Raw genomic sequence first — 18,163 nt, 5'->3', positions numbered from 1 at the left:
CCACCGATGACCGACGACATGATGAACTTGCGCTCACTCGTTGAGAAGAGCGCCGACGCCGATTTGCTGCGGGAGATGATCGGCTTTGCTGCCGAGAAGTTGATGGCGCTGGAGGTCGGCACAAAGACGGGCGCGGGTTATGGCGAGAAGAACGGCTTCCGACTTGCCCAGCGCAACGGTTACCGCGATCGGGACTGGGAGACACGGGCTGGCACCGTCGAGCTGCGCATTCCGAAGCTTCGCACCGGCAGCTATTTCCCGAGCTTTCTCGAACCACGCCGCATGGCAGAGAAGGCCCTGACGGCGGTGATCCAGGAGGCCTACATCCAAGGTGTGTCAACCCGATCCGTCGATGATCTCGTCAAGGCCATGGGCATGTCGGGCATCTCCAAGAGCCAGGTGTCGCGGCTCTGCGAGGAGATCGACGAGAAGGTGAAGGCCTTTCTCGACAGGCCCATCGAAGGGGAATGGCCCTACCTTTGGATCGATGCGACCTACCTCAAGGTCCGGCGCGGCGGGCGAATCGTCTCTGTCGCTGTCATCATCGCAGTAGGTGTGAACACCGACGGCCGACGCGAGGTGCTCGGCATGGAAATCGGCACGTCCGAGGCCGAGGCGATCTGGACTGAGTTTCTTCGAAAGCTGTCCAGACGGGGACTGCGCGGCGTCAAGCTCGTCGTCTCCGATGCGCATGAGGGCATCAAGGCCGCAGTATCGAAGGTGCTCTCCGCGACCTGGCAGAGGTGCCGTGTTCACTTCATGCGCAATGCGCTCGCCCATGCCGGAAAGAGCGGTCGGCGCGTCGTCTCCGCCTTCATCGCCACGGCCTTCGCCCAAGACACAGAGGAGGCTGCCAGCACTCAGTGGCGCAACGTCGCCGACCAGATCAGGCCGAAGGTGCCGAAACTCGCCACGCTGATGGATAGTGCCGAACAGGATGTGCTCGCCTACATGACCTTTCCCAAACAGCATTGGGCCAAGCTTCATTCGACAAACCCGATCGAGCGTCTCAACGGCGAGATCAAGCGGCGGACAGAGGTCGTCGGCATCTTCCCTAACGACGATGCCATCGTCAGACTGGTGGGTGCCTTGCTCCTCGAACAGAACGATGAATGGGCCGTCCAGCGGTCCCGCTACATGACACTGGAAACCATCGCCACAATGAGCGATGATCCGCTGATCAGCTTGCCAGCAGCAAGCTGATACTCATCCGGCCCTCCGGGATGAGCCGTGGTCGTCCAAGCTACACCACGTCCGGGAACACGATCGGAATAAGCGCGCGGGCCTCTGAAGCACTGCCTTGCCGGACTGGCGATTCAGGCGGCGCACAATCTCGTTGGTCTGTTCGATAAGCGGTGCCTGGTCCTCACCCACCGGAACGAGCGTCGCCTTAAAGGCGGTTATGTCGGCAGCTTGCGAAACCGGATAGCACAGGAAGCCGGCGGGTATGTCGCGCCCGAAACCGCGCACCTGAATTTCATCCTTGATCGTGGGATTCCGTTCCAGCCGGGCCACCGTGACGAAGTTCAGGTAGAGCAATGTCAATTCGGCCAATGCAGGGAGTGCCGACTGCACGCATATCGTCGAGATCGCAGGGTCAACGCCAACGGCCAAATAATCTAACGTCACTTCCATGACGTTGCGCCGCACCTTCTCGGGATCATGAGCATTGTCTGTAAGCGCCTGATTATCAGCCAACAGCAGATATTGTCGATGGTCATGCTGGAGCGCGACCCGATTACGGAGCGAGCCGACATAGTGTCCAAGATGCAAAGGCCCGGTTGTGCGGTCGCCAGTCAAGATTACGGAGCGAAGATTGGAGTTCGAGGTCATTGCCAAAGCCCTTTTGTAAAAGAGCCGCTGCCTCAGTCGGATGGTTTCTGATCGGATAAACCAAGCCGCCAAAACAGCGGCCAAGGTCAAGATGAGATGACGGGCCGCGCTTAGAAAGCGCGCCACCAGCTTGCAGCGAGATTAGTCGGCCGGTTCATCATGCCTGTGACCATTACAGCGCGCTCACCCATTTGCCAAGCTGGAGGATGAGAGAAACGGCACGGACATCAAGGAGTGGCGGCCCTTGACCATTCGGCGGCACGGCCGCGCGCGGAGAACCAGATAGCTAACGACGAGCCGAGCCAGCTCCGTCGATAACTCACGCACCGTCCAGTCGGACTTGGTCTGGAGCCGCTGGCGTGCGACATCAGCCGCAGCGCCCATCAATGTCGGTTTGACATAGCCGCCGATCTTTGCCTGCGTCAGGCCTCTACCAGACCGGTCCAGTTGCCCATACGGACGGCTGTTGCAGCTGATACCCGAACCGTTCCGATGCGGCGCGAACTGTCATGCCACCCTTCGACGCGGCTGCAATGCGCGTTCGCAAATCAAGATAAAGAGATTGCGCCATCATTTCTGGCCTCCAATCCAGCAATGATCTTGAATCACTTATTCAAAACCGAGGGAATCTCATCTCGATTACGATTAGCACTGACAGACCCTAAAATACGTCCCGCTGGCCCAGTTTTCGTCCGCCCGCCGTGTAGGCCTTGCTACTGTTAAATCCACACGGTTCGCCCCTCGCCCTCACAGCCGAATGCACTAAGCGTTGCCCTTGGCACACCGAGCATTTGTTCCGTACTTTCGCTCAGAAGAAACGCCGAGGTCTGCGGCTCGCGAAAGGCCAAAATTGCGGCAGGGGAGGCCCGCGTGTAGATGCCGCGCAGGGCGCGCAGGCAGCCGCTATGGGTGACGGCGACATGGGGGCGGGTCTGGTCGAGGGAGCGCAGCCAAGTCCGCAGCCGTTCGGCCAGCGCCGTGCGGCTCTCGCCGCCGGGCATGGCGTAGTCCCAAGGGTCGGCGGCATGGGCATCGTATTGCTCGGGCAGATCCCGCTCGATCTCGCCATGCAGGCGCCCTTCCCAAACGCCGTAGCAGCGCTCGGCCAGTAGCGGTGTTTCACCGAAGCGCTCGAAGGGCAGCGACCAGATATCGGCAAGGATGGAGGCCGTCTGCCGGGCGCGACCGAGAGGACTGACCCAGAAGGCGGCGTCCGTCAGGTCCGCCACGGTTTCCGAAAGCCGCACGGCCACGGCCTGCGCCTGGCGAACACCATTGACGGTCAGTGGCGTGTCGCGGCTTCCTTGCAGGCGGCCGGCAACGTTCCATTGGGTCTCCCCGTGGCGGATGACGAGGAGGGTGGGCAGGGTTTCAGTCATGTCTTCAGGCCTTTGATGGGAAAACCTTCGCCGCCGGGGCGGCGAAGGGGATCTGTCGATTTGTCAGTCGGCGAGCCACAGCGCCGAGGCCGGCTTGATGCCGAGCACGGTGCTGCTGCCGGGCTCAAGCAGGCCGTCGCCGGAATGGAAGGGCGCGTCGACCAGCACCGTCGCCGTGCCGACCTCCACGCCGTAGCGCACCGTCGCGCCGAGGAATTCGCGATGCGTGATGGCGCCGGAAAGCGGGACGGCATCGGCTTCCACCGAACCGATCGTCGCATATTGCGGGCGGAAGACGAGTTTTGCCCCCGCCGGCACCTCGACGCCCGCCGGCACCGGAATGCTACCGCCGCCGGCAACCTCGAAGCTGCGTGCCGCACCCTCGCCCTTCACGCTGCCTTCCAGAATATTGGCCGTGCCGAGGAAGTTGGCGACGAAGAGGTTGGCCGGCTTCTCATAGAGATGCATCGGCGTGCCGACCTGCTGGATGCGGCCTTCGTTGAAGACGGCAATGCGGTCGCAGACCGTGTTCGCCTCCTCCTGATCGTGGGTGACGAAGATGGTGGTGAGCTTCAGGCGCTGCTGGAGCTCACGCAGCTCCCGTCGCACCTCGACGCGCATCTTCGCATCGAGATTCGACAGCGGCTCGTCGAGCAGCAGCACCTTGGGTTCGATGGCGATGGTGCGGGCGAGCGCCACGCGCTGCTGCTGGCCGCCGGAAAGCTGCGAGGGTCGCCGGTCGGCAAGATGCGACAGGCCGACGAGCGCAAGGGCCGCCGCCACGCGCTTTTCCACCTCGGCGCGCGGCAGGCGCCGCTCCTCCAGACCGAAGGCGACGTTGCGCGCCACCGTCATGTGCGGCCAGAGCGCGTAGGACTGGAACACCATGCCGATGTCCCGCTTCCACGGCGGCATGTCGAGCACATCCTCGCCGCCGACGACGACCGCGCCGTTCTGCGCCTGATTGAAGCCGGCAATGAGACGCAACAAGGTTGTCTTCCCGCAGCCCGACGGGCCGAGGAAGGCGAAGAACTCGCCGGGCCGGATCTCGAGATTGATGTCCTTCAGCACATGCAGCTGACCGTAATAGAGATTCACATCGCGAATGCTGATGGCCTTGGCGGGGCTTTCCCTGAGGCTAGCCTTGTCGATATTGATGGTCATAGTCCGTTCCTCCCGGATCATTTGCCGATGCCGAGCGCCTTCTGGCGGCGCTCGATGACGTAGTGGGACAAGAGCGTGCACAGCGCGACCATGACGACCGCGATGACGCCGAGGGCAGCACCGGGGCCGCGACCGGCCGGCGACTGCATGAAGACGTAGAGGCCGTAGGCGAGCGGCGCGTCGGAATTGCTCTGGATGAGCATCAGCGTGGCGGAAAGCTCGACGGCGGCGGTGGAGAAGCTGGTGACAAAGCCGGCCAGAAGCCCGCCCGTCATCAGCGGCAGCACGATGCGGCGGATGGTCCGCTGCTTGGTCGCACCAAGGTTTTCCGCCGCTTCCTCCAGCGATTCCGACACCTGCTGCAGAGCCGCGTAGCAGGCGCGCAGCGCATAGGGCAGGCGGCGGATGGCGAGCGCCAGCACGACCATGATCCAGAGCGTAGCGAGCGGCGTGCCATCCGGCAGCGAGACGCCGTAGAAGGTGCGCAGGTAGCCGATGCCGAGCACGACGCCGGGAATGGCAAGCGCCGAGGTCGCCGCCCAGTCGAGCCAGCGGCGGCCGATAATCTTGGTGCGCAGCACGAGATAGGCAATGGCGCCGCCGACGACCACATCTATGAGGCCGGCGAGCGTCGCGTAGATCAGCGTGTTCTTGATGTAGATCGAGCTTTCGCCGAAGACCCGGCCGTAATGGGCGAGCGTCATGGCGTCCGGCAGCGGGCTGAAGGACCAGACCGTGGCGAAGGACAGCATGAGCAGGCCGATATGCGGCGAGAGCACCAGCAGCAGGATGAGGCCGACGACGCCATAGGCGAGCATGCTTTCACCGAGGCTGAGCTTGCGCCGCGACAGACCGCCGCCGCCGCGCTGGGTGGTAGAATAGTCCTTGCCGCGCATGGCGACAGCCGACAGCCACATGGCGAAGATCGAGACGACGATGAGGATGACGGAGATGACGTAGCCCATCGGGTCCGTCAGGCCGACGGAGGTGACGCGCAGATAGGCCTGCGGCGCCAGCATGTCCTTGACGTTGAGCAGAAGCGGCGTCGCGAGATCGTCGAAGACCTTGACGAAGACGAGCGAGGCGCCCGCGAGATAGCCGGGCATGGCGAGCGGGAAGACGATGCGGCGGAAGAGGCGCATGCCGGACGAGCCGAGATTCTGCGCCGCCTCCTCCATGGACCGGTCAATGTTGCGCAGGCTGGTGGAGAGATTGATGAGGATGAAGGGGAAATAGTGTAGCGACTGCACGAAGATGACGCCGTTCAGCCCCTCCATGAAGGGAATGCGGATGCCGAACCAGTCGTTGAGCAGCAGGTTGACCGTGCCGTTGCGGCCGAAGAGCAGCTGCATGGCCACCGCGCCGACGAAGGGCGGCATGATGAGCGGCACGAAGCCGAGAGTCTGGATGATCAGCGAGCCGCGAAACTCGAAGCGCGTGGTCAGCACCGCGAGCGGCAGCGCGATGGCGCTCGCCCAGACCACGGACATGGCCGAGACATAGACCGAATTGAAGAAGGAGCGGCGGAAGAGATCGGTGTTGAAGAAATCGACGAAGTTCACGGCGGTCAGCGCGCCGGTGCCCTTCTCCGTGAAGGCGGTGTAGATCACCGTTCCGGCGGGAATGACGAGGAAGATCGCGAGAAACAGCGCGATCAGCGTCACCGCCAGAACCTGTCCGGGCCGCGCCGTGATGCGCCGGGCAGGAAGGGATGAAAGTGCGAAAGCCATGAGGCAGTCTCCGGAATGAGATCGGCCGGCCCGGCGGCCGAGCGGCGCCAGGGGAGCGAAGACAGGACTGGGGAGAAGCCGCCCGGAAAGACCGGGCGGCCCGAAACGATCAGTCGATCAGGTCGAGCGCCTGTTCTGCCTTGGACTTGGCGGCGGCGTATTTCTCGCTCGCGAAGGCCGCCCAGACCTGTTCCAGTTCGGCCTGACGCGCCGTCTTTTCCTCGCCGCCGGTGAAGGCCGCGCGCATCTCGTCCGTGGCCGCCTCTTCGGCCGAAACCGGCATGCGGGCCATCAGGCCATGGGCCTCAGTGATCAGCGCGCGCGCTTCGGCCTGGTCATTGCTCGCCAGCGCCTTCTCGGCCGCATGGATCGCCTTCGTCGCATCGCGCAGGTTGTCGAGCTGGAAGGTGATGAGCTGGTCGTAGAGGGCGTCGACGACATCCGTGCGCTGCTTGGAGACATCGGAATCGAAGGTGATCATCGACTGGAAGCGCGGATCCTCGAAGGGATTCGGGAAGCCTTCCGGGGCATCCTTGTAGAGCGCCGGGTTGATCGGCAGGCGGCGGATCGCCGGCTCAAGCAGGACGGCCTGACCCTTTTCAGACAGCAGGTAGTTCACGAAGGCTTCCGCGCCCTTCTGGTTCGGCGCGTTGGCGATGATGCCGACATTGGCCGGCACGACCGTCGTGATCGAGGGATAGCTGAACGAGACCGGGAAGCCGCTCGCCTTGGCGGAGAAGGCGAAGAAGTCGATGACGATGCCGATGCCCGTCTGGCCGGAATTGACCGCATCCGGCACGCCGAAGGAGCGCTCCGTGACCTGCTGGAGATTGCCGCCGATGCCGGTCAGCGTCGCCCAGCCCTTTTCCCAGCCCTCGCCCTGAAGGATGGTTTCGATAGTGAGGTGCGTCGTGCCCGAGCGCGAGGGGGCGGCAATGGCGATATGGTCATGGTATTCCGGCTTCAGGAGATCGCTCCACTCCGTCGGCTTCGGCAGGTTGTTGGCTTCCAGATAGCGGTCGTTCGACATGATGCCGTAGCCGGACGCGGCAAAGCCGAAATAGTAGCCCTGCGGATCGTTGACCGGATAGGAGCCGACCTTTTCCGGCAGGCCCGTGACGGAGGGCGTGAAGCGGGCGAGCAGGTCGCGGCTCTTCAGGTTCTCGAAGGCGTCCGGCGCGGAGGCCCAGAACAGGTCGACCTGGTTGTTGCCCTTCGTCTCGTCGACGAACTTGACGCCCGAACTCGTGCTCTTGTTCTGCACGTCGAGCGTATAACCGGGATTGGCGGCCTCGAAGCCGGCCTTGAAGGGATCGGTGACGTCCTTGGAGAAGGACGTGATGACGGTGACTTTTCCGCCGTCCTGCGCGTGGACGGTCGAAAGAACGGCAGCGGACATCAGCATCGCCGCGGCAATGGTCTTGAGCATATGGTTTCCTCCCAATGGCCCGCCGGCTTTCCGGCGGTCATCGGGATATCAGCAAGGCCCGTGCCAGTTTCGAAAATGCCGGCTTTCCAGCATTCCCGCGCGAAAAATGGGAAAGAAAGGTAACATCGGCCCTCTTTTCCGGGGTCGAAACGGTAACGTCAGACCTCCTCGTCGCCGCCGAGACCGTGCTTGCGCATCTTCAGGTACAGCGTCTTGCGCGAGATGCCGAGCATCTCGGCGGTCGCGCCGATGCGGCCATCCTGCTCGGCAAGGCTGTCGACGAGGATTGCCCGCTCCACCCGATCCATGCGCGCCTCCAGCGTCTCGCCGGCCGCGCCGCCGCCGGCCGGCAGCTCTTCGAGGCCGAGCACATGACGTTCGGCGACGTTGCGCAGCTCGCGCACATTGCCGGGCCAGTTGCGGCGGTCGAGATCGGCCAGAAAGACCGCATCAACATGCGGGGCCGCACGGCCCTGACGACGGGCGGCAAGGTCGAGGAAGTGGCGGAAGAGCAGGGCCACGTCCCCCCGGCGCGCCGAAAGCGCGGGAAGCTCGACGCGGGCGATGTCGAGCCGATAGGCGAGGTCTTCGCGGAATTTGCCCTGCCGGGCAAGCTGGTGCAGGTCCGCCTTCGTCGCCGCGACGACCTGAAGATCGACCGCCACCTCGTCATTCGAGCCGAGCCGCTCGATGACGCGCTCCTGCAGCACGCGCAGCAGCCGGACCTGCGCCGGCAGCGGCATGGATTCGATCTCGTCGAGAAAGAGCGTGCCGCCATCAGCATGCTCGATCTTGCCGATGCGCTTGTCCTTCGCCCCGGTGAAGGCGCCGGCCTCATGGCCGAACAGTTCCGATTCCAGCATGGTCTCCGGGATCGCGCCGCAATTGACGGCGACGAAGCGGCCCTTGCGCCCGCTGAAATCATGCAGCGCCCGCGCCGTCACCTCCTTGCCCGTGCCGGTCTCGCCGAGCACGAGAATATCGGTCGCCGCGCCCGCGATGCGCTTCAGCCGCTCGCGCAGCGTCACCATCGGCACGGAATGACCGATCAACCGCGCCTCCCAGCCATCGGCCGCGATGGAAAGACGCAAGCGCCGGTTCTCGACGAGCAGGCGGCGATGATCGCGCGCGCGGCGCACGGTCTCGATGAGATGCACCGGATCGGCCGGCTTTTCCAGAAAATCCCAGACGCCATCGCGCATCGCGCGCAGCGCCATGGGGATATCGCCGTGACCGGTCATCAGCACGATCGGAATCTCCCTGTCGATCGCCTGCACGGCGGCAATTAGGTCGAAACCGTCCTGCCGGGGCATGCGCACGTCGGAGACGACGACCGCCTCGCTATCGGCCGCAAGTCCCGCAAGCGCGGCGGCGACAGACCCATGCGCGGAAACGCGAAACCCCTCGATCTCCAGCAGTTCGCGACAGGCGTCGAGCACATTGGCGTCGTCGTCGACGAGGATGATGTCTGTCGATGCGGTCATGCCGCTCCTTTCAGGGACACGATGAAGCGCGTGCCGCTAGGTCCGGTCTCCAGCACGGCGATATCCGCGCCGAAATCCTTGATGATGTTGTAGGAAATGGAAAGGCCGAGCCCGAGGCCCGCACCGACTGGCTTGGTGGTGAAGAAAGGATCGAAGACCGCATCGCGATCCGCAGCGGCAATACCCGCGCCGGTATCGCCGACGATCAGGCTCGCCCCCTCGCCGCTCGCCTCCGCCATCACCGTCACCACCCGTTCGGATCGCTCCGCCACGGCATCGAGCGCATTGGCGACAAGGTTCACCACGACCTGCTCCAGACGCACCGGCTCGGCCATGATCTGCGGCAGACCGGGCGGCAAGGCAAGCCGCAGCGTCACGCCCTCTTCCTCGAAACGGTGTTCGAGCAGGCTCAGCGCCTCGTGCACCACGGCGGCAAGATCGACCGGCTGCAGTTTCGCATCCGGCCGGCGCGCGAAGCGGCGGATATGGCTGATCTGCCCGGCCATGCGCGCCGTCAGCGCGCGGATTTTTTCGAGGTTGTTCAACGCCTGCTCGCTGTTGCCGCGGGCGATCAGCGTGGAGCCGCTGTGGATATGGGCGCGGATCGCCGCCAATGGCTGGTTCAGCTCGTGGCCGATGCCGGCCGCCATCTGGCCGAGCGCCGCGAGCTTTGCCGACTGCACAAGCTCGTCGCGTGTCTGGCGGAAAAGGGTGAGCGCGCGGGCAAGGTCCGCCAGTTCGTCGCCGCCGCCCGAGGGGATGGGCGCTGCCGGGTTGCCCTCGCTGATCGCCGTCGCGGCATGGGCCAGCTGGTCGATGCGCCGGAGCAGGCTGCGATGCACGTAGAAGACGCCGATGACGATGGCGAGCACGACGGCCAGCACGGCGATGGCCGCAAGCAGCTTTCGCCCGAGATCGATGGCCGCCGCCGCCCGCTGCGCCGCCGCGCCGGCGCTCGCCTCGATGGCCACGACCTCCGCCTCGATACGCTGGCCGAGCGCGGCCACCAGCCGGCCGTTCTCCTTCGCCAATTCGCCGAGCCGCTCCGCCTCGCGCATTTCGGAGCGCTTGCGGTTGGGCGTGCCCGTCGCGGGATCGGATTGCTGCAGGATGCGCCGGGCAAGCTGGCGCACCGTCAGGCTGTCGGGCCAGCCCTCCAGCGTCGCAAGGCGCGCGGCCAGTTCGTCCGCGCTGTCACCGAGAAAGGCATTGGCCTCCTGCACCTCCTCCGCCGTCGCGCTGCTGACGAGCCGGGCGATCAAACCGGTGGCGAGATTGGCTTGCGAGACCACGGTCAAAAGCGCCTCGCTGCGCCGCTGCTCGCCGAGCGCGGCCGCGCTGCGGCCGTTGCGCGTTTCCGCCTCGATGTTGAAGCGGATGTCGTCGACCAGCGGATCGGCCTCCTCGATCAGGTCGGCCTGCACCCAGCGCAGTTCGTCGACATCCGCGCGCATGGCCTCGGCCAACGTGAAGCGCTTGCCGGCCGCCAGATCGATCCGGGCGAGGTTGCCATTGATCGAGGCGGCCAGCGGCAGAAGCTTCTGCACGGAAGGTTCGGCCTCGTTGTCCTCCAGCAATGCCTGCACGGCCGCGAGCCGTTCGGCATAGATGCGGCGGGTCTCGTCATATTCCGTCCGCGTCTCCGCACCGGTCAGCGCCGCCGTGACCGAGCCGATATCCGCCCCCGCCTTGGAGAGCCGCGACGCGAAGGCAAGCTGCGGCATTTGCACCTCGGCAATGCGCGAAAGCTCGCCCGAGAGTTCCCGGTAGGAAAGCCAGCCGACGAGGCTAGCGCCGACGGCAAGGCCAACGATCGCGACGAAGGCCGCGCCGAGGCGCGCGCCGATGCCGAAGCGCCAGCGCCTCGGCCCCTTCCGTCGTGATGCATCATGGGTCTCCATCGCGCCGGCTTCTACCATCGCCGGCCGGGCGGGGTCGAGATCGTCACCAGCAGGCTTTCCGCCCGGGCAAGATTCTGCTCCACGACGCCCCTTATGTCGCGCGCGACGGTCTGCTGCGCCGCCGTGCGGGCAATGCCCCGCGGCCATTCGCCCTTCAGGTCATCGGCCAGTTTCTCGACGTCGCCGGCCGACAGCGGCGGCGTGCCCAGCAGCCGGCGCACGGTCGCCAGCGTGCTTTGCCGCGCGGCGTCGCCCGTCGCCTCTCCTTCGAATTGCCGCAGCCGCGCCCAGAGGCGGACGAGCATCGCCCGCCGACGAACGATGTAGTCATCGAAGATCAGGTTGACGATGCCGTAGCGCTCGGCCGAAAGGCGCGCATCGAATCCTTTGGCGGCAAGCAGGCCGCCCGTGCTTTCGGGCGGCAGCAGGCCAGCATTCAGCTCCGCGCGCACGGGAATGCGCCCGATGGCCGGCCGCAGCAGGATGCCCTGCCCTTCCGCGGAAAACAGGAAATCGACGAAGCGCTCGGCCGCTTCTCCGTTGCGCGCCCGCGAGAGAATGGCGATGTTGGCCGGCACGTAGATCGGGTCCGGCGTCAGCGCGAAGACATTCTCGCTACCAGCGACATCCGGCGCCTTCGCCAGGAAATCGATGGTGACACCGATGCCGAAACGGCGTTGCGCCACGCCCGAGGCGACGCCGAAGCTGCGCGCCGTGACGGTTGAGAGATTACCGCCGATCTCCGACAGCAGCGCCCATCCCCGCTCCCAGCCATAGGCCTGCAGCAAGGCTTCCACGATGAGATGCGTGGTGCCGGAACGGGAGGGCGAGGTGATACCGATATGACCGGCATAGACGGGTTTCAGCAGATCCTGCCAGTTCTGCGGCGCCGGCAGGCCATATTGCGCGAGATAGGCCGCATTGTAGACGAGCCCGTAGCCCGACAGCGCGAAACCGAGATAGAAGCCATCGGGATCGTTGACCGTATAACCGAGAATGCGTTCCGGCGCACCGGTCTGGCGCGGGCGGATCGCCCTTAAGGCTCCGTTGCGCTTGAGAAGTTCGAAGGCATCCGTCGCCGAAGCCCAGAAGATATCCGCCGCGACCTCGGGCTTCTCGAGGATGAAACGGCTCGCGCTGCCCGTGTTGCGCTGGACGACCGTGACACGCACATCCGGATTGCGCGCCTCGAAGGCCCGCTGGAACGGCTCGTAGAAGGACGGCGGATAGGAGGTGATGATAGACAGCTCTGCTGCTTTTACGCTGTTAAGCGTAAAAGCTAGGGAGATCACAAATGCAGAAACCGATTTAAGCAACGATCATGTCCTTGCCGATCCAAAGCCGAATTAGTCGATTCAAGAACTGGATCGCGATACGCGCAGCGCCAAAAATATGACCGCGTTCCGCGCGGATGTCACCTATTCCGCCAAACCTGCTCATTATCCTAATGCACAGCTATGGTCGAACCATCCTTCTCATCGTTTGGTGCAATGTGACTACGTTCGATTTTACACAATTGCTAATTACTGGGATGAGCGCGGCGTGCTTCACCTGATGGGCAAAAGCTATCGAAATGAGCCGAACCGCTGATCTCGCGGTGACTGACGACAGTGAACTGATCTGGCTGTTCATCTAACAGACCCACATGTCCCGGCAACATCTGAACACGAATGCCGACTTCCCCGGTTTGCTTCGTGTCGTTGTGAGCGTGGAAACTTCGGCTGCTGCGCCCAGACACGGCCTTCGACCGTATTTCGATAGCCGATGTCATACACCGTGCGCATGTAGCTCCCGTTCAGCGGGTCGGTCATGGAATAGGGCACCTGTTCATCGATCGAAGCGATATTGAGATTAATGGCGGATCTCCGCCCATAGTTGTAAAGGGCGATCAACCCTTGCTTCGTTTGTGACTTGAGGAGGATCGCGTATGCTCGTGCCATAATTGGCAACGCCCTTTCAGGTGACATCGAAAACTCCGGAATGAGCGCGTTGTTGATGATCACATAGATGTGCAGGTTCTCGTTGCGTGCCTGACCCGATGCGACGAACAGATGTTCGGGCAATGTCAGAAACTGCGACGAGCTGCCTCCGTCGGAGTGCAGTTCACGAATCTGCCTGCCATCCACCACCGTCCGGATAGAAACTGGCGGAAAGATGCCGGGAACGCTTGCTGATGCGATCAGTATCTGGCGCACAAGGGCGAGAGCATCCTGGCTATCGCTATCCGCGATGGCGCCTATGTTCCAGACGACGGCCCGCTGCGTGTCGAGGTTTGTGGTCATCACCAGGAGACGGCGTCCCGCTTGATGTTCGCGCGCGATTTCGCGCAGGATTTCATCGGTAATGTTGTCTTCGACCATCTTTCGAAGAGCATCCCCCTGAAGGAGGCTTGCTGAGAGAAGGCCAAGCCCTCTCCAGTCGATGTCGACAAGACTGCGAGCTTCATTGGAAAGATAGAGGCGTCTCAGCTGCGCATCATAGGCGGAGCCCAAGAATGCAAACGGCGCAATCAGGGCGCCCGTGCTCACGCCGGTGACCACCTGGAAGCGTGGTCGGTTGCCAAGTTCGCTCCAGGCGGAAAGAATTCCGACGGAAAATGCGCCTCCAGCGCCACCGCCCGATATGGCAAGCATGACCGGCTTTTGTTTACTGACAACGGGGCGCCAGGAGGCGTGCACTGACCCCGAGGGCTGGGGATCATCGACATGAGCCCTTATATTTTCAAAGCCCGCGATTTGTGCCCGCCCGGCTTCCGATGCGGTGTATGTCGGGCGAGCGGGTGCCGTACACCCGCTGAGAAAGAGAACAAGGCATAGCGCAATGAGATTTGCGCAAATCCCGCAGGAACAGGGCACGGAGCGCATCGTCACGCTTCAGCGCCGCCCTGACGCGGAAGCCGGGTCGCCGCTATGAGCGCGCCGACGATTGCAACGGCTACGGCAATGCCAATCCACAGACTATAGAGCGCGTATCCAAGGATGAACCCACCGAGGACCGGTGCGACAATATCTGTCACCGCGAGCAGGGACTGTGCGGCGCCCAGAACGACGCCCTGCCGCTCGGATGGGACATGGATAGATAGCGCGGCAAGATATGTTGGCTTTGCAAGAGCATCGCCTGTGCTGACGCACAGAACCGCGACAATCAGCACCGGTATACTGCTAGCGATACCGGCGGTGATGAACCCCAAGCAGATCAGAAGGAATATCAGAAGAATGAGGTTCCGTTCGGTGAAGTGTTTGCCAAGCCAGCCGAGGAGGAACACCTGGGCAACGACGTTGACCGCACCGTCCATCATGATGAGATAGCTCAATTCCTTCGCCCCGAACACACGCCCATTCCATTGAAACGTCTCCGTGAGGAAGACGGGCAATTGCGAAATGTATGTCCCATAGGCGAAGAAGTGGCATAGCATGACGATGACGAGAGCACGGACGACAGGCGACGCGAGGATTGCGCGGAACGATATGTTTTCGCTGTGCGGCTGCTCTTTTGCAGTCTTTGTTGGACGTCCTCCATCCAAGCAAAGAGATGCAATGACAAGGGAGGCGACCACCAGCCCCAGCGCCGCGAGTACGGGCATCGTCAATGATATGTCGGAGAGAATGCCTGAAAGCCCCGCGCCAACAATCCCGCCGAGGCCTGCGCCACCCATGAGGATGCCCATGGCCGGCCTGCGATTTGCGGAATCGGTATGGTCCGCAATATAGGCCGCAGTGACAGAGATATTGCCCGAGGTTAGTCCGAAGAGTGCACGAGCGACGAGGATGAACGCCACGCTTGGCGCGGCAGCAAGCAGAGCGAGGCTCACCGCCGCAACGCACTGGCTCGTCAGCAGGACATGCTTGCGGCCGAAGCGATCCGAGAGCTGCCCAAGAGCAGGAGCAGAGGCGAATTGGCCAATTGCCTCGGCGGCGATGACCATTCCTAGAACAAGCGGTGTGCCGCCCATTGCACGGACATGAAAGGGCAGAACCGGCAAAACGGAAGCGGTGCCGGCGGCGTTCGCGCAAACGATTGCGAAGACAGGAAGGATGATCCGCCAATCGAGCGGCTTGGATGGACTGATGTCGAATTGCGGTTTGGTCGTCATATTCCATCCTCCCTATACGGCCTCGCGTGACGGCAAGCCCACGCGTTCGAGATAGGCTTCCAGTTGCGCCACGCCTTCCGCGTCAAAAGCCAGAATTGCACCGACATAGCCGTCTGGTCTGATGAGGACGCACTCATCCGCCTCCAATCCGTACGCGGCTCGGAGATGACCGAACGCATCGAGCACGTCACCGCGCTGGCCGAGGCGGTGGATATGCAATCCCGGCCGCGATGCCACGCTCCATTCTCCGTTTACGAGCAGCGTCCAATGCGGCCCGATGAACAACCCGAAAAGCCGCGAAGGCTGTCCTCCTGCCCCCTTAATGGGCGCGTCCGGTGCGCGATCGCCCGCCTGCAGACCTCTGTCGCGGCTTGCGGCGCGCAACGCGAGGGGCGATTGCGGATATCCGATGTCGAGTTGCTGCACCTCGCGCCCGCGACGAATCTCGCCATTCTTTCCCGCTTCGAGCAGTCGACTAGACAGACCCAGAACCTCCTCCGCCACAGGACGGCGCTCGGCCTCGTAGGTGTCGAGAAGTTTATCGCCGGCTCCACAAAGCACGGCCGCGAGCTTCCAGCCAAGATTGTAGGCATCTTGAACGCTGGTATTGAGACCCTGGCCGCCGGTGGGCGGGTGGATATGAGCAGCGTCGCCCATCAAGAAGACGCGATCGACCCTGTATCTGTCGGCTAGTCGGGCGTTCATAGCGTAGGCCGATGCCCAACTGACGTCGTGGACCTTCACCTCGTTGCGGCCTGTCCGCTCGACGATCAGCTTTTCCAAACCATTTGCTGAAAGGTCCGGGTCCCCATCCACAGAGACCGGCGCCTGTATCTGGAACAGATCGGTACCCATGAGCGGGCAGATGGCAACCATCCGCTGCATGTCACCGGTGTTGAACTGCCACCAAACATCACGGCTTAGGCCGGTCAGGCCAACGTCAGCGACAATCGCTCGCACGCCCAGGGTTTTGCCGGGGAACGCGATACCAAGTGCGTGTCTTACGAAGCTGCGACCTCCGTCCGCGCCGATCAGATGGCGTACGCGAACCGTCTCCGCTCCGCCTGAACCAGAAATACGGGCCGTAACTCCGTCGCCATCGTGCTCAAAGCCCGTCAACTCGCTTCCGAACTCAACCCGCCCACCCAGTTCCGCCAGCCGGTCCCGCATGATTTGTTCCGTCAGAAATTGCGGGATCATCAGCGGAATATGATACGGCTCCGCGGGTGTCGCCTGAACCCGCCCCCCAAAATCTCTCTCCACGAAGCTGCCGTCGTCGCGATATTCTCGCATACTTGGGTAAACGCCCCCGGCCGCGACGATCTTATCGAGGATACCGATATCCTCGAAGATCTCTTGCGTCCTCGGTTGAATCCCCTTGCCTCGCGAGCCCGGGAACGGTTCGCGCGTCTTTTCGATCAAGCGGAAAGAGACACCTCGCCGCGCCAAGTCTATTGCTAGCGTCAGGCCAGCCGCTCCCGCGCCGCAGATGAGCACATCTGCTTCGAATTCGTTTGTCATGCCGTTCTCCATGTGTGTATTATGCACATAATAGGAGATGCGCCATGCCGTCAAGGAATAATGTGCATATTACACATATCAGCGAGAAAATTCGTGAACTGCACGGTTCGCTAATCGACATCGTCACGCTCATGAACCGGCCCCAGCGTGACGAGGCGCTCGTTCGGGAGGCGGGAATCGCCCTAGATCGAGCTCTATTCCCGCTCCTTGTCGGGATCGAGCGGCGGGGACCGATCGGCATTGTGGAATTGGCGGCCGGCGTCGGGCGGGACTACACCACAGTTAGTCGGCAGGTCGCGAAGTTGGAGAGCCTCGGGCTTGCCGAACGCAGGCAAAGCCCGGCTGACCGTCGCGTAAATGAAGTTGTTGTCACGGCGAAGGGCAAGGCGATGACCGACAAGATCGATATTGCACGCGAAAGGATCGCCCTTGGCGTTTTTGCGAATTGGGAGCCGGCGGAAATCGACGATCTCGTGCGGCTGATGGGAAAGTTCGCGGACGCATTGGCGAACGAGGCTGGGAGCCTGGCCGCTGAGTAGCCATCAGGCTAAGTCAACCTGGCCTTTGCCGGCTCATACGCCTCTTCGTCCGCGATTTACCGCCGACCGTAGTCAGGCTTAGACAGCTTCAGTCCTCGGACTCGCCGACTAACCGTTTTTTCGACACGGCACAACGCGCAAGAGCATCGCATGCGAGCCGATCCGTCACGCGTTCGGAAGCCAGATCGGCCAGCCCGCCTCAACTGCGGCAATCTGATCGGGTGTCTCGGTATAGGGAAAGCGGGCAGCGGGCCTGGTATAATCCCCGCTCGACGGAACGATGACGGCGGTCCTCACCTCCCGTTTCTGCTTTGCCACCCGCATAATGTGGCGCGCGACCTTCCGAATATTATCGATTATCGTTGCCCGTTTCTTCTGGCAAGCCTCGGTATGCATCCGCAGCGACCTCTCCAAGGCCGACGATGCCAAGGTCGAAAAGCGCAGTTCCGTTCTGCTCAGCTATTTTCTGACCGCTACCATCTCGTCCCGCACCGTCGGATCGTCATCCAGAAATTCCGGCTCAGCGGTCGCGCCAACGGCGTCGAAGTAGCGGCTCATGAAGCTGCGGAAGGACGCCGCCAATGCGATATCTGCGATGTTGACATCCGTAAGCCCGACAGAGCGCAGACGCTGGATGTGCGCCTCGGTTATCTTCGATGCGTCGAGAGTGATCTGTTCGGCATATGCCAGCATTTCGACCTGTTGCGCAGTCAGGCCCGCCGTCCGGTAGTCCCTTCGGACAGCGAGCGTCTGCTCCCTGCCGAGCACTCCCGAAAGGCTGCGGAAATAGACGTGGGAGCAGTAGCTCGATGGCACATGTTTGGCACAAACGAAGGTAATCAACCGGAAATTCAACAATCCGAGTGAAAAGCCGTCTCGGATTTGGTGAAGGAGATTTTCCACGGGAAGAATGACGTCAGGCCGAGCGGACCAGCATTGGGTCGCCTGCATCACACGGCCCATCGACTCCTTCTCTGCGGCGTAAAGCGCCGCGATCTCGCCTGTCGCCTCGTCGGGCTCGATCGTCTTGATGAACATGTTGCCTCCGATACGGTCCACCCGGCGCATAGTAAAGGCAATCGCCGTCGCG

At 62.8% G+C, this 18,163-nt stretch carries 14 protein-coding genes; 2 read left to right on the top strand and 12 right to left on the bottom strand.

Annotation, left to right across the window (positions count from 1 at the left end; genetic code table 11):
* The first annotated feature begins 6 nt into the window (after window positions 1-6).
* Window positions 7-1,203, top strand: a complete 1,197-nt coding sequence (locus tag V8U06_RS14445) for an IS256 family transposase (RefSeq protein WP_427141248.1) — start codon at window positions 7-9, stop codon at window positions 1,201-1,203.
* Window positions 1,204-1,206: 3 nt separating this feature from the next.
* On the opposite strand, the gene V8U06_RS14440 is transcribed toward V8U06_RS14445, so the two are convergent.
* The 11 genes from V8U06_RS14440 to V8U06_RS14390 form a co-directional block, all read right to left on the bottom strand.
* Window positions 1,207-1,833 carry a hypothetical protein gene (locus V8U06_RS14440; protein ID WP_427141247.1) on the bottom strand — a complete coding sequence of 209 codons (627 nt, stop codon included), beginning with the start codon at window positions 1,831-1,833 and terminating at the stop codon, window positions 1,207-1,209.
* Between the two features lie 719 nt (window positions 1,834-2,552).
* Window positions 2,553-3,212, bottom strand: a complete 660-nt coding sequence (locus V8U06_RS14435; protein WP_427141246.1) for a histidine phosphatase family protein — start codon at window positions 3,210-3,212, stop codon at window positions 2,553-2,555.
* 63 nt (window positions 3,213-3,275) lie between these two features.
* Complete coding sequence (locus V8U06_RS14430; protein ID WP_427141245.1) at window positions 3,276-4,376, bottom strand: ABC transporter ATP-binding protein; 1,101 nt, start codon at window positions 4,374-4,376, stop codon at window positions 3,276-3,278.
* 17 nt (window positions 4,377-4,393) lie between these two features.
* The gene (locus tag V8U06_RS14425; RefSeq protein ID WP_427141244.1) at window positions 4,394-6,106 is read right to left on the bottom strand and encodes an ABC transporter permease; all 1,713 of its coding nucleotides are present in this window, start codon (window positions 6,104-6,106) and stop codon (window positions 4,394-4,396) included.
* A 109-nt stretch (window positions 6,107-6,215) separates the two neighbouring features.
* Complete coding sequence (locus V8U06_RS14420; RefSeq protein WP_427141243.1) at window positions 6,216-7,535, bottom strand: ABC transporter substrate-binding protein; 1,320 nt, start codon at window positions 7,533-7,535, stop codon at window positions 6,216-6,218.
* Window positions 7,536-7,693: 158 nt separating this feature from the next.
* Window positions 7,694-9,019 carry a sigma-54-dependent transcriptional regulator gene (locus V8U06_RS14415; RefSeq protein ID WP_427141242.1) on the bottom strand — a complete coding sequence of 442 codons (1,326 nt, stop codon included), beginning with the start codon at window positions 9,017-9,019 and terminating at the stop codon, window positions 7,694-7,696.
* Complete coding sequence (locus V8U06_RS14410) at window positions 9,016-10,920, bottom strand: ATP-binding protein (RefSeq protein WP_427141241.1); 1,905 nt, start codon at window positions 10,918-10,920, stop codon at window positions 9,016-9,018. Before V8U06_RS14410 ends, V8U06_RS14415 begins: the two co-directional genes overlap by 4 nt.
* Before the next feature lie 11 nt (window positions 10,921-10,931).
* On the bottom strand, window positions 10,932-12,212 hold the full coding sequence (locus tag V8U06_RS14405; protein WP_427141240.1) for an ABC transporter substrate-binding protein: 1,281 nt from the start codon (window positions 12,210-12,212) through the stop codon (window positions 10,932-10,934).
* A 336-nt stretch (window positions 12,213-12,548) separates the two neighbouring features.
* Window positions 12,549-13,553, bottom strand: coding sequence for a patatin-like phospholipase family protein (locus tag V8U06_RS14400; protein ID WP_427141239.1), 1,005 nt, complete (start codon window positions 13,551-13,553; stop codon window positions 12,549-12,551).
* Between the two features lie 233 nt (window positions 13,554-13,786).
* Window positions 13,787-15,013, bottom strand: coding sequence for an MFS transporter (locus V8U06_RS14395; protein ID WP_427141238.1), 1,227 nt, complete (start codon window positions 15,011-15,013; stop codon window positions 13,787-13,789).
* 12 nt (window positions 15,014-15,025) lie between these two features.
* Window positions 15,026-16,534, bottom strand: a complete 1,509-nt coding sequence (locus V8U06_RS14390; RefSeq protein ID WP_427141237.1) for an FAD-dependent oxidoreductase — start codon at window positions 16,532-16,534, stop codon at window positions 15,026-15,028.
* A 44-nt stretch (window positions 16,535-16,578) separates the two neighbouring features.
* Between V8U06_RS14390 and V8U06_RS14385 the strand changes: the two genes are divergently transcribed.
* Window positions 16,579-17,073 (top strand): MarR family winged helix-turn-helix transcriptional regulator, encoded by a 495-nt coding sequence (locus tag V8U06_RS14385; RefSeq protein WP_427141236.1) that lies wholly within the window; start codon window positions 16,579-16,581, stop codon window positions 17,071-17,073.
* A 459-nt stretch (window positions 17,074-17,532) separates the two neighbouring features.
* Here V8U06_RS14385 and V8U06_RS14380 read toward each other — a convergent pair whose 3' ends face one another.
* The gene (locus V8U06_RS14380) at window positions 17,533-18,111 is read right to left on the bottom strand and encodes a carboxymuconolactone decarboxylase family protein (protein ID WP_427141235.1); all 579 of its coding nucleotides are present in this window, start codon (window positions 18,109-18,111) and stop codon (window positions 17,533-17,535) included.
* Window positions 18,112-18,163 lie beyond the last annotated feature (52 nt).

This window comes from Shinella sp. G-2, assembly GCF_050172695.1.
Taxonomy (GTDB): domain Bacteria; phylum Pseudomonadota; class Alphaproteobacteria; order Rhizobiales; family Rhizobiaceae; genus Shinella.
Note: the sequence above shows the minus strand (reverse complement) of the source record. Positions and strands in the feature narration are given on the sequence as shown.

Coding starts and splice junctions, on each gene's coding strand:
- V8U06_RS14385 (WP_427141236.1), top strand. CDS start 16,579: ATGCCGTCAAGGAATAATGTGCATATTACACATATCAGCGAGAAAATT.
- V8U06_RS14395 (WP_427141238.1), bottom strand. CDS start 15,013: ATGACGACCAAACCGCAATTCGACATCAGTCCATCCAAGCCGCTCGAT.
- V8U06_RS14440 (WP_427141247.1), bottom strand. CDS start 1,833: ATGACCTCGAACTCCAATCTTCGCTCCGTAATCTTGACTGGCGACCGC.
- V8U06_RS14390 (WP_427141237.1), bottom strand. CDS start 16,534: ATGACAAACGAATTCGAAGCAGATGTGCTCATCTGCGGCGCGGGAGCG.
- V8U06_RS14410 (WP_427141241.1), bottom strand. CDS start 10,920: ATGGAGACCCATGATGCATCACGACGGAAGGGGCCGAGGCGCTGGCGC.
- V8U06_RS14435 (WP_427141246.1), bottom strand. CDS start 3,212: ATGACTGAAACCCTGCCCACCCTCCTCGTCATCCGCCACGGGGAGACC.
- V8U06_RS14380 (WP_427141235.1), bottom strand. CDS start 18,111: ATGTTCATCAAGACGATCGAGCCCGACGAGGCGACAGGCGAGATCGCG.
- V8U06_RS14445 (WP_427141248.1), top strand. CDS start 7: ATGACCGACGACATGATGAACTTGCGCTCACTCGTTGAGAAGAGCGCC.
- V8U06_RS14400 (WP_427141239.1), bottom strand. CDS start 13,553: ATGCTTGCCATATCGGGCGGTGGCGCTGGAGGCGCATTTTCCGTCGGA.
- V8U06_RS14430 (WP_427141245.1), bottom strand. CDS start 4,376: ATGACCATCAATATCGACAAGGCTAGCCTCAGGGAAAGCCCCGCCAAG.
- V8U06_RS14425 (WP_427141244.1), bottom strand. CDS start 6,106: ATGGCTTTCGCACTTTCATCCCTTCCTGCCCGGCGCATCACGGCGCGG.
- V8U06_RS14420 (WP_427141243.1), bottom strand. CDS start 7,535: ATGCTCAAGACCATTGCCGCGGCGATGCTGATGTCCGCTGCCGTTCTT.
- V8U06_RS14415 (WP_427141242.1), bottom strand. CDS start 9,019: ATGACCGCATCGACAGACATCATCCTCGTCGACGACGACGCCAATGTG.